10 protein-coding genes and 1 riboswitch are annotated in these 11971 nt (G+C 54.8%); of the genes, 8 read left to right on the forward strand and 2 right to left on the reverse strand.

Going from position 1 to position 11971, the window contains the following annotated elements:
- The first annotated feature begins 261 nt into the window (after positions 1-261).
- Positions 262-340: riboswitch (cyclic di-GMP riboswitch) on the forward strand.
- 124 nt (positions 341-464) lie between these two features.
- From NB063_RS30565 to NB063_RS30585, 5 genes are all read left to right on the forward strand, one after another.
- Complete coding sequence (locus NB063_RS30565) at positions 465-1034, forward strand: hypothetical protein (protein WP_250933356.1); 570 nt, start codon at positions 465-467, stop codon at positions 1032-1034.
- Positions 1035-1114: 80 nt separating this feature from the next.
- Positions 1115-2356: a TadG family pilus assembly protein gene (locus NB063_RS30570; RefSeq protein WP_250933358.1), complete on the forward strand. Its 1242-nt coding sequence runs from the start codon at positions 1115-1117 to the stop codon at positions 2354-2356.
- Between the two features lie 53 nt (positions 2357-2409).
- Entirely contained in the window at positions 2410-2874 is a 465-nt protein-coding gene (locus NB063_RS30575) for a TadE/TadG family type IV pilus assembly protein (protein ID WP_261367691.1), read from the forward strand.
- Between the two features lie 759 nt (positions 2875-3633).
- Entirely contained in the window at positions 3634-4632 is a 999-nt protein-coding gene (locus tag NB063_RS30580; RefSeq protein WP_250933362.1) for a DUF1559 domain-containing protein, read from the forward strand.
- Positions 4633-4719: 87 nt separating this feature from the next.
- Positions 4720-5247: a carboxypeptidase-like regulatory domain-containing protein gene (locus NB063_RS30585; RefSeq protein ID WP_250933364.1), complete on the forward strand. Its 528-nt coding sequence runs from the start codon at positions 4720-4722 to the stop codon at positions 5245-5247.
- A gap of 373 nt (positions 5248-5620) precedes the next feature.
- Here NB063_RS30585 and NB063_RS30590 read toward each other — a convergent pair whose 3' ends face one another.
- Together NB063_RS30590 and NB063_RS30595 are read right to left on the reverse strand one after the other, a co-directional pair.
- Positions 5621-7078: a DUF1501 domain-containing protein gene (locus NB063_RS30590; protein ID WP_250933366.1), complete on the reverse strand. Its 1458-nt coding sequence runs from the start codon at positions 7076-7078 to the stop codon at positions 5621-5623.
- 33 nt (positions 7079-7111) lie between these two features.
- A complete protein-coding gene (locus NB063_RS30595; RefSeq protein ID WP_250933368.1) occupies positions 7112-9556 on the reverse strand; it encodes a DUF1549 domain-containing protein in 2445 nt (814 codons plus the stop codon).
- Between the two features lie 842 nt (positions 9557-10398).
- On the opposite strand from NB063_RS30595, the gene NB063_RS30600 reads away from it, so the two are divergent.
- From NB063_RS30600 to NB063_RS30610, 3 genes are all read left to right on the forward strand, one after another.
- Positions 10399-10911 (forward strand): ferritin-like domain-containing protein, encoded by a 513-nt coding sequence (locus NB063_RS30600; protein ID WP_250933371.1) that lies wholly within the window; start codon positions 10399-10401, stop codon positions 10909-10911.
- Positions 10912-11141: 230 nt separating this feature from the next.
- Positions 11142-11732 carry an exopolysaccharide biosynthesis protein gene (locus NB063_RS30605; protein WP_250933373.1) on the forward strand — a complete coding sequence of 197 codons (591 nt, stop codon included), beginning with the start codon at positions 11142-11144 and terminating at the stop codon, positions 11730-11732.
- Between the two features lie 37 nt (positions 11733-11769).
- Positions 11770-11916, forward strand: coding sequence for a hypothetical protein (locus NB063_RS30610; RefSeq protein ID WP_250933375.1), 147 nt, complete (start codon positions 11770-11772; stop codon positions 11914-11916).
- Positions 11917-11971 lie beyond the last annotated feature (55 nt).

Genomic DNA, 11971 nt, shown 5'->3' on the forward strand with positions numbered 1-11971 from the left:
CTAACAGGACAGCGCCACTTCGATCGTTCAATAGGCATCGAGATTGCCGTGTTGGTTACGAAGCAATGGACGAGCGATCTACGCAACTGAAGCTCGAAACAATTCGAACAATCGGTACAGAGTGAACTTTGATTCGGCAACAACGAACTCTTCTACAAAATCGAATGTGTTGCATTCTGAAATAGGTGAAATCCGACATAGCTTTGCAATAGTAATGTCTGCGTGACAACGCTCAATCGTTCCCTCACCTTCGTTGGTTTTTCCACGAAAGGGCAAATCGGCTGCGAGGCCGAGACGCAAAGCTATGGGTCCACCACCAGTGGATCGCCAAGCTACCGATGGGGAATTGCGAAGGCGTATCATGACGGAATTTTGTATCCGGTTTGAGTTCGAGGTATGCGATGAACTGTCCATTAAGTGTCAGGCGATTTTGCAATCTCGGGGGGCTCTTGCTAATCGCTCTGTTGAGCAACACAAATATCCATGGTGCGGAACCATGGGTAAAGATTGAAGAAGACTGGGAATTGAAGCTGTTTCAGCCCGATCCACTGTCCAATTCACCACAACTGAATATCTATTTGACCCCGGATTCGACGCATCCGGAGAGCTACTTTCAGTTGCAATTGAACCATGCAGCAGAAGCAGGTTTTTCAGCTGGTGGACTTCGCGTTTCAGCGGTCGAAAACGACTCGCCCGTCAGCGAAGCCCGCAGTCTAACGGGAGCGTTGCTCACCCATGATGGCGACGTGATTCGTTGGACGAGCGTTCTGATGGTCCGAAACGGCGACTTCTACTTCGCCATTAAGAACGGAACGTCGAAATCTTGGGGAGAATTTGGCGGACCCGAGTACCTGCTGCAAGTGCCCGCGGGCGAAGTGCAGAATCTGAGCAAGTACTCGCCACGGCAATCCATCGGCGATGTTGACATCGGTTTTGGACGCAATCGCGTTAAGTCGTTGTCGATACGACGCATTCGAGCGTATCGCGAAGACGGCACTTTTGTGACCATCGAAACAACGCTCGACGCATCGTGATTTTTCAGAACGTGCAACTGGTCAAAGTTGCAAAACCGATCTCCCTTTCCGTCGCCACTGCTGTACTCCAAGGCATTACCATGTCGCGCCTCTCCGCAATTTTGAAGAATCCAAATCTAATCTTTCGTGTATCGACTGAAACGCGTCCGCAACCCGCCCACATCCCATGCGTGATCGCAAAATCTCGACGAGACACTTCTCCACCACGACGATGCAAGCGTAGCGGGTCAGCGTCGGTACTGGGGATCATGCTGATCAGTGTCATGGCGGTCATCCTCGGCATGACCATCGACCTGGGGTACATCCACGTATCTCAATCGGAACTCAGGAGAACAAGCGACTCAGCGGCGTTGGCGGCTTGCTGGGAACTTTTTGATGCCAAGGTCGATGGTCTGTCAGATCAGGAAGCCGCGCAGCAGGTTGCGGTGTCCGCTGACCTTTTTGGATCGCAGAACAAGGTGGCACAATCTTATCCACACGTTTATGACCAAGGTGATGACATCACCCTTGGGTATTATGACGTCGTCACGAGGCAATTCGACACAAACTCTCCGGCCGATATCAACGCGGTTCGCGTCAACGTTCATCGTCAAGGACATACCAATGGCGAGGTGCCGTTGTTCTTTGGAACCGTATTGGGCCGTCAGACTCAGCCGATGACGTCGACATCAATCGCGGCACTGCTCAATACGGTCAATGGTTTTTACGTACCAGCGACCGACTCTCAAACACTCGACATCCTTCCATTCGCCTTAGACGAAGACACCTGGCAATCCGTCGTAGACGGAGAAACCGACGATTCGCTGAGTTGGTCCAATGGACAAGTTGTTGCGACCGGTAACGGAAAGTGCGAATGCAATTTGTATCCACAGGGAACCGGTTCGCCGGGTAATCGTGGCACAGTTGATATCGGCTCATCGAACAACAGCACCAACGACATCGCCCGACAAATCCTCAGCGGTATCTCACGCGATGACCTGCTCGATCTAAACGGTCCTTTGGAATTCAACGTCAATGGCGAATTGTTCCTCAACGGTGACACGGGCATCAGCGCGGGCGTTAAGGATGAATTGGAATCGATCATCGGTGAAACACGCATCATTCCAGTGTTTCGCGAAGTCAATGGAAACGGGAACAATGCTGTGTACACGATCGTCAAGTTCGTGGGCGTGCGAATCCTCGCCGTCAAACTGACCGGACGAATGAGCGGAAAGTGCCTGACCGTCGAACCGGCTCCAATGGTGGCGCGTAATGCCATCGTCAGCGTGGATGGGAACTCCTACAGCGACTACCTCTACACCCCGGTGATGTTGGTTGATTAGTGCCTGAGCTCTTACGTTTCCATTCGTTTCATTCGTTTCACCGCCATCGCATCATGTGCAAGTCCATCCCAAAGCCAGTTCCGCGCGACACCATACGTTCTCGCAAACGAAATCGCTGCCGACGAAATAGCCGCCTGGGTGCCGCGGCAGTCGAATTTGCAGTCGTCGCCCCGATCATGATTCTCTTCATGTTCGGTACGGTTGAGATCGGAAGGCTGATGATGATCAAGAACGCAGCCACGCACGCCAGTCGAGAGGGTGCCCGAATCGCGGTCACTCCGAATGCGACAAGTGACGAAGTCCGACAACGGGTTGAGGATGAAATGCAAGCGTACGCAGACGTCGGGGTCGATATAACGATCACACCGAGCCAGCTCGCTATGGCGGAACCGGGCGACATGGTTGTCGTTCGTGTCGAGGTGGATGCGGCATCGATTCGGTGGATGACGACCATCGTCGATCTGCCCATCACCAAAATCACCAGCGAAACGACGATGCGTCGTGAGTCAACGAATTAGTTTGTGACCACCGTGTCCCCGAAGCGACGTTGATTGTTTTAGTGCTCTTCTTAGCGGAACGGCGCGAGCCGTCCGGTCCCACAGTAAATTAATCGACGTGCTAAGCATTCCTGCAGGACTCATTGGTCAGAATCCCACGGGCCGTTTGGGCGTTCGGCTGGGCTGCTGACTCTTTGCTGCGACGTGGGAATCAAGACCACGCAAGTCTCGCGTCGATTCTTAGTCGAGAAGGCAACGGCAGACATTCGTCTCGCACGCTATTCGGGGTTCGACGTCGCCCCCCGCAGACCACAAGTCGCGAAGCGATGACAGGTCCCGTTCCCGGTGGTTCATTCCTGCGCAGCCCCGTGTTTTGTGTTGTTGGGCTGCGACTTACTGGGTTCTTTTTCCCCAAGCCGCGGACTGACGTGCGCGACTGTTGCCTTTCGTTACGATCGTGACCAACCATTCACGAAAGACGGGATCAGGCATTTTTTTCCAAGATGGGGGGAGCCGTTTTGCGAGCAGATCGGCACCGTTCCCTGCTTACGAATGCCCACACATTCTCCCTCATTTTCGCATCGGCGTCTCACTCCACAGTTTAACGATGCCTTCATGGGTCCTTAACCATCGTCTACCGATAGGTCGCTATGTTCCGCGCCTCGAACCGATCGTGCGGTGGCATCGATGATGCACGCCGTTTGATCGGTCACGCATGCTCGTTTTCGCATGCGTGCAAACCGTTTCCTGGCCCCTTCAGTAGAGAACCCTAGAGAACCGATGAACTGCAACTCGAATTCAACGCGCCCACCGCTCACTCGCCCAACTTGTTTCCCCGCGACTGATCGCCCGCAAACACGATCGGCTTTCACGCTGGTTGAACTCCTGGTCGTGATCGCGATCATCGGAATCCTGGTCGGGCTGTTGCTGCCGGCGGTACAGTCCGCTCGCGAAGCGGCACGCCGAATGTCCTGCAGCAATAACCTCAAACAGATCGGCCTGGGGATGCACAACTACCACGACACGTTTGGCAAATTCCCTTACGGCTGGGATCAACGCGGCACGACGTGGAGCGCCCACATCCTGCCCCAGATCGAACAAGGCAGCCTCTATGAAACTCTGATTTTCCAAGAATCAGGACTCGGAAACTGGGCAACCGACGACGGTCCAAACGAGGCTGCCGCAGGTACCTATATCGGAACCTATCGCTGCCCAAGCATGGCGTTGCCCGACCACATCGACAACAACGGTATCCCCGAGCGAGTACCAGCAAGTTATCGCGGTAGCGCGGGAACCAAAGCCACGTCCGACGACACCAGCACCGCACTCCCCGACTCGATCTCGTTGGAAAGTTTGGACCAAGACGGCATCTTCTACGCGTGCAGCAAAACCAAGTTTCGCGACATTCTCGACGGAACCAGCCACACCATCATGATCGGCGAATCGTACACCGATCCGAGCTTCGTCAAAGACGGCCAGGCCATGGACTATTGGTACATCGGGTCGCCCAGTTCCGATCCCTGCCGATGTGATGGCGGAACGGGTGGCACGGAGTTTTCGGAAGTCGTCGGCACGACCATCGGCCCCATCAACTCTCGATTACGCAAGCCTGACCTGCATGGTCGGTTGATGGAACTGTCGTTCGGCAGTTATCACACCGGCGGCGCGTACTTCTTGCTCTGTGACGGTTCCGTTCAGTTCATCACCGAATCCGTCAATCAAGAAGTCTACGTCGGCCTTGGATCACGATCAGGTCACGAAGTTCTGGAAGAATTCTAAACCGACGCCCCATCCTCCCCCTGCGATGCTGTGGCCCCTGCGCAGCATCGCGTCCATTCCCGCCCAAGACATTTCACGACAAACGACATGAATCTTTCGACCCGATGGTTTTCTTTATCGATCCCGTTTCTTGCCATCACCGCACTCGCGGTCTCGGGCTGCGATGTTCAGTCCGGTGCCGACTACAGTTCCCTGGGGCTGATTCCGATTTCCGGCGAAGTCACCTTGGATAACGAACCTCTCAGCGGCGCGGTTGTGTTCTTTGAGGCCCCCGACCTGACGCAAGCGTACGCCACGACCGATCAAGAGGGGCGTTACACGATCAAGTTCAACAGTGAAATCGAAGGCGTGACTCCGGGAACCAAAATCGTACGCATTAGCACCACGGCCAGCACCGGCGAAGGTAGCGAGGAAGCGGACGAAGATGGAGATGAGGACGGCGCCCCAGCCCGGCGTTTCACACGCGGAAAGAAAGACACGCCCCATCCGGGTGAACGTGTTCCTTCCCAATACAACAAGAAGTCAACATTGACCGTCGAAGTTACGAGCAACGATTCGATCGTGAACTTCCACTTAAAATCAGACGGTTCCAGCGTGACACCCCAAAAGAGCTAGCGGGACAGCGCCACTTTTTCACATAGCTCGGTTTCTCGGGACGTCGATTGTTTTAGTGCACTTTTCAGCGGAACGGCGCAAGCGGGCTGTTGATTTAGTGAGCCGTCGGCGCTAGCCGCGGGCCTTACGGCTACGATGCGCGCATTGGACGCCCGCAGCTAGCGCTGTCGGGTCACTCATGTTTGCGAAACGACTAACTCAACAGTCCGCAAGCCGTCCGGTCCCGAGTCACCGGACGGCTCGCGCCGTTCCGCTACTTTTGAAATCCTGCTGTTATGAACTCGACGTTCCAATCGCGATCCTTTTCACGTCTTCGCTGCGTTGCGGCAGGCGGCTGAACGAACGGCTGCGTTCCCTGTTTTCCCAGCGACGCTCAGGCAAACAACGCGTCGACGGATCGGCCCTTCCCATCTTCGGTCACATAGAACGGACGTCCTTCGATTTCGTATCCCATCCGAGGGCTGATCCCCATCGCTGTCATGATCGTGGCGTGCAGATCTTCAATGGAAACGGGGTTCTCGATCGCGACGAGCGGGCGTTCGGGAGCAGTTGATCCGTAGAGTTGCCCCTTCTTAATGCCACCACCGAACATTAACACGCTCGAACCACCGGTAAAGTGGCGATGCAATCCGTAGTGTTTCATTTCACCGAGAGCATCCACTTTTTCGCGAGCCTGATCGTTCGCGTTCGACCCCGGCTTGCCTTCCATTAGCGCATCGCGACTGAACTCTGACGCCACGATGACCAATGTTCGGTCGAGCAACTTGCGGTCTTCGAGATCGCGAATCAGTTGTGCGATCGGCCGGTCAATTTCTCGGTGCATCCTGGCGGTCGTTGTATGACCGTCGTTGTGCGTGTCCCAGTGAAGGAAGGGCACGTACTCCGTTGTAACCTCGACAAACCGAGCCCCTGACTCGACAAGCCGCCGCGCCAGCAAACACCCCTGACCAAATCGCCCGGTGTCGTATTTTTCGAAACTCTCCCGGGGTTCCAATGTGATATCAAACGCCTCACGATCTTTGCTGCTCAACAGCCGATAGGCAGCGTCCATCGATCGCAACATGGATTCCTGCTGATAGTCGCTCATGCGATCACGGTCAGGACTCGCGTCGACGAGCTTGCGAAACAAACGGTTTCGATCCGCAAATCGCTGGGACTGCATGCCTTTGGGTGGACGCACCGAGACAGCAGCTTGATCGGGATATGGAAGATTCATCGGACCGAATTCACTGCCGAAGAAGCCCGCCGTTGTGAACGCTTTCAATTCCTCGCTCTCGCCGATCCCCTCGAGTCGTTGGCCAATATTGATGAACGCCGGCATGACATCATTGGGCGCACCGAGAACGCGAGACATCCAGGCACCAAGGTGCGGCGCGGCAACGGTTTGCGGCGGCACATATCCGGTATGCCAATGATACTGATGCCGTGAATGAAGGATGCTGCCGAGATCGGGTTGGACGTGAGACCGAATCAACGTGCCGCGGTCCATCACCGACGCGATGTTCTCCAGCCCCTGGCAAATCTTGATGTCGTCGACCGCCGTGTCAATCGCGGGAAACGTGCTCAACATTTCCTTAACGGGCAATCCTTTCTCGAACGGATGATAGCGTTTGGGATCGAATGTATCCGGCGCGGCCATCCCACCGGCCATCCAAAGCAAGATGCACGCGTCCGCCCGAGGTTGTGGATGCTCGATTGCCCCCAACGAATCATTCGCCAGCAATCGCGGCACGCCACTAGCCAACGCTGCGGCACCCGCGGCCGACAAACGATTCAAAAACTCGCGTCGTAAGACTCGTTCTGGCACGCCATGATCGCCACTGAAATTCATACTCTTATCTCAACGTGTAAAACAAAACGATCGTTATCGAACCAGCAAAAACTCGGGCAACATCAAGACCGCCCACATCACGTCCTGTACCGCCGTTGGATCGGGATGCTCGCCGAGCGATTGAGTGACCAACCTTCTTTCTTCGGGAGTCGGCTCTCGCGATAAGGCCGAGCGGAACAGCGTCAAGACGATCTGATCCGTGTCGGCATTCGTCGACGCGATCAAACGCTCTGCACCGACCGCGATCGATTCGGCAAGCGTACTCTCGTTTGCCAAATCAATCGCTTCGAGAGTTGTGATCGTGTCCGGACGCATCGAAACAATCTGTTCTCGCATCGGACGCCCCAATGATTTCATCAATGCGGTGTTCTTCAGCAACGACGCCCGAACCATCAATCGTTCATGGGCGGGCATTACCGATTCATTGATCAGGGGTTGAACCTGTTGAGTCACCACTTCGGTCCACGCCGACAGTGCGGGCACGATCGTCACGGGATGCCAAACAGCATCGGCGGAGTCGAGTTTACCGTCGATGGCTTCTGAACCGCTAACACGGTACATCCACGATTCATCCGATTGAATCCTGGTTTGCGAACCGTCGCTGAATTCCAACCACGATTCAAAATAGAAACCGGCGGGATTGGGACGGTCTAAGTCATTGGTCACGATCGCCTCGATGGTGTTTTTGCCATGAGACACGTATGTGGACCAATCAACCGACTGAGGATTTTGCCAGTGAGTGCCGCTGCTGATCATTTCGCCGTTGACATACAAACGAAATCGATTGTCGCACGTCAGCACCGCGTGGCCGCCGACGACTGGGTCTGCGAGGGTGAACTCTTTTTTCAACACGAGTTGCTGTCCACCCGGCACCGACCCGTTCTCCAGCGGTCCCCAGATCCAATGGGCTTGCAATTTTGTCAGTTTCGAGGGCTTGGGCTGCGGACGTTCTCGTGAAATGGGCGCCTCGATCTTCGCGGGAGCGTTCCCCGTCAAATGCCAAACGCTATCCAAGAACTGTTCCGCCGTCATTCTTCGTGCACGTGGGCCTCGGTAGATATAAATCTCATTCGCTGTTTCTTCGCCGCTCACCTCTGACCGCGACTGGTACGCTGAACTGGTCGCGATCACTTTCAGCACGTGCTTTAAATCGAAATCGTTAGATACCAACTCGGTCGCGAGATAGTCCAGCAAATCCTCATTCCAAGGCTCCGTTTGCATCGCATCGAGCGGATGGACGATTCCCCTGCCCATCAATCGGTACCACAATCGATTCACGATCGTTCGTGCGAACCGACCATTTTCGGGAGTTGTCATCAAATCTGCGAGCTGTTGCAAACGTTGTTCTCGGGGTGCCTCGGGATCAACGTCGCCCAGTTCGGGAAACAACCAAGCGGCTTGTGCGGTCTCCCCGATCGGCCGATCGCAACGATGGAGCTCCAACGGTTTGGTCGCGTAGATCGCCGCAAGCCCATACGCCTCTTTCAGCGTCCAACGATCAATAAAACTGTCGTGGCACGAAGCACACTTCATGTTAATTCCCAAGAACGATTGCGCAACGCTCTGGGAAAACTGGATCGGCAACGTCTGCCCAGCACTCACCTCTCCCCGCCATTTGATCCCATCGATAAATCCGCGACTTTCGTCCGTCGGCGGCGCGATCAGTTCCCGTGCCATCTCATTGAATGGTTTGTTATCGACTAGGGACTGATAAAGCCAATCGCTGATTTGTTTGCGACCCTTGGTGATGAAGCCCGTTCCACTGTAGTCGTTGCGAAGCAGATCATTGAAAAACGTCAGCCAGTGATCGGCGTATCCGACCGAATCGCTCAATAAGGTGTCAACATACTTTTCACGTTTATTCGCGTCGCTATTGGCGAGAAACTCATCAAGTTGTTTTTCGCTGGGCAACAACCCGATCAAATCCAACGTCGCTCGCCGCAGGAAGGTCGCATCATCGACGGGGGGCGGAACGGGCAAATCTCGGACGGCTAGGTATTCGTCCAAGATTCGATCGATCGGATGTTCGCGTCCGTTGCGGCTGACCGGCAACTCCGGTGAACGAGGACGCAGCGGCGGCTCATACGTTCGAATGGAAAACGTAAAGTCCGCATCCCAGCTCGCACCTCCGGCAATCCAGCGTCTGATCGTCTCGATCTCCTCCACACTCATTCGTGGCCGATCTGAGGGTGGCATCTGCGTGTCAGTATCGTTCGATGTAATCAGTTCCAACAAATACGAACTGTTCGGATCATCCAAATCGATGAATCCGGAATCCAGCACCGCATCGCGAGTGTTAAGCGTGAAGTCACCTTCCGCTTCGCGACCGCCATGACAATGAACACAGTTGCGTTTGAAAATCGGAACGACGTCGTGCACAAAATCGATTGCCGAACTCGCTTCTTCAGCGAACAGAGTCAACGGGATCAAAATTGATATCGCAACCGGCAACACGGCTCGGGCAATCAGACGAGTCATGGCGACTTTCAATCGGAAGGTAGCGGCAGGCGGAGCTTTCTCACACAAAACACGAGTCACTCACGCGATCAAGCAGACATCACAATCTATCCAAGCCACGTTCGAAAAACCATCCTTTTAAACTTCCACCGTCAGCTGTCGCGTGAAAAAAAACGCCTCCACCATATCCAGTTAATATGGATGACTTATGTATCCAACGCCATCGAAGCAACATCAATTGCGATAGTCCTCGAAATGCGACTCACGGTAATTGGGATTCGCCCTCACTACTGAAGTCGCCCAAACCCGTGCTTTATGACTGTATTAACCAACCTACCAAATGTCCACGCTTCGTCTTCGCGGGCTAAATCCCTTGTATTGCGTCATAACGCGAATGATTGATCAGCATTGAAGATGAGGTAACACCGAACGGTTTGCGATCAATGCCAAATTCTTTGATAACGGTGCGGCGCAAGCCGGCTGTTGTTTTACTGAGCCCACGGCGTTAGCCGCGGGCCTCACGACTGGGACACGTTCGTTGGAGGCCTGCAGCGAGCGCTGTACGCTTACCAAGTTTTGCGAAACGACTAACTCAACCGCCCGTTAGCCGACCGGTTGCAGCGGGTCAGAGGTTCGAAATTTACCGGGCGGCTCGCGCCGCTCCGCTATGAAACGACCCGGCTAGCGTGAATGTCGATGGTATTCGGCGCGAGGCCTCCGGTCCTGGCAAACCCCAAGTTCAGGTTGGACGAGGCACTCACTGGGCAGTGTCACTTTCTCCCAGAGGTGTTGTTGGGCACATCAGTTGCAACGGACTTCCTCCGGTAATCTGTCAATTCCCACACACCCCAAAGGATTCAACCATGGGACTTTTCACAAGCACCAAATTTGATTCGCTCGAATGTTTGCTCGTCGAACAACTCCAAGATCTTTACGACGCGGAAAGCAGGTTGATCGATGCGCTGCCAAAGATGGCTGACGCCGCGTCATCGCCTGAACTTAAAAACGCGTTCACGAGCCACTTGAACGAAACCAAAGGCCAAGTCAATCGGCTTGAACAAGCGTTCAAGTTGTTGGATCAGTCTGTGAAGCGGGAGTCGTGTGAAGCGATGAAAGGCCTGATCAAGGAAGGCGAAGAGATGATCAGTGCCGGAGGCGACCCGGCGATTAAGGATGCGGCGTTGATCGCGGCGGCGCAGCGGGTCGAGCATTATGAGATGGCCGGCTATGGATCGGCCCGGAATTTCGCCCAGCGTTGCGGCCGCCAGGACGTTGCGGAATTGTTACAGCAAACTTTGGACGAAGAAGGTAACGCTGACAAGAAATTGTCACAGATTGCTGAATCCTCGATTAACCCTGCCGCGGCACGGGCATAACGCGCCATTCATCATTGTGTTTAACCGCGCGGGCTGCCACTCGGAACAATGATTTAATGACTGAGGGATTTCAAATGTCGCGGAACGGTTCGAGCCGTACGGTGACTCGGGACCGAGCGGCTCACGCCGTTCCGGCAAAAAAGGCACTCTAACAATCAACTTCCCCGCGGACGAATCGCACGCGGTCCAACGGGCACGCGGTTAAACGCACTCAAGGAGTCTGTTAAACCATGTCGGATTCACCTGCACATCCCGTCGAAGACATTCTGGATGAGATCGATCATGCCGCCGATCAGCACGACCCGCTGACGCTCGGCGACGTGATGGACATCCTCGGCCAACAAACGTTTGCACCGTTGTTGCTGTTGATCGGATTGACCCTATCGGTTCCCGGACCGGCAGACATCCCAGGCGTTCCCGTGGCGCTCGGCCTGCTCGTCATCATTGTTGCCGCGCAGATCGTTATGCACCGCAAACATCTGTGGATACCGCAGTGGATGGAGCGTCAGAAAGTCAAAGCCGAGCGTGCTGGCAAAATGGTTTCCTGGGCTCGCAAACCGGCGCGATGGCTGGACCATGTCACCAAGCCTCGTTGGGAATGGCTTATCAACCACGCCGGAAAGATCATGATCGCCATCGCCTGCATTTTGATTGCGATGACGACACCTGTTTTGGAGTTTGTGCCATTTAGCGCGAACGTGGCGGGCGCTGCCATTGCCGCGTTCGCGGTGGCGCTGTTGGCAAAAGACGGTTTGCTAGCCAGCCTCGCGATTTGCCTGTCGTTGGCAACGGCGGGACTCGTCATCTACCAAATGATTTGAGGTGCCCTTACCGACGATCTCAAGATATCCATCCGAAATGTCAAATCCTCGCAAGCGATTGGGGAGAATGGATCAAGTCGAACCCGGACTCGCGTCCGGGGCTTTCGCCTGCCGTCGCTATCGCGACTTGGGATGGAAGCAATACTGGCGCGGCCTTGCACTCCCACGTCAACGCAACGATTGAGCAGTCCATTGATTTAAGCAGGTATTCAGGAATCATCTGGCGAAACTGCCGCGAA

The organism is Aporhodopirellula aestuarii (assembly GCF_023701485.1).
Classification (GTDB): domain Bacteria; phylum Planctomycetota; class Planctomycetia; order Pirellulales; family Pirellulaceae; genus Rhodopirellula; species Rhodopirellula aestuarii.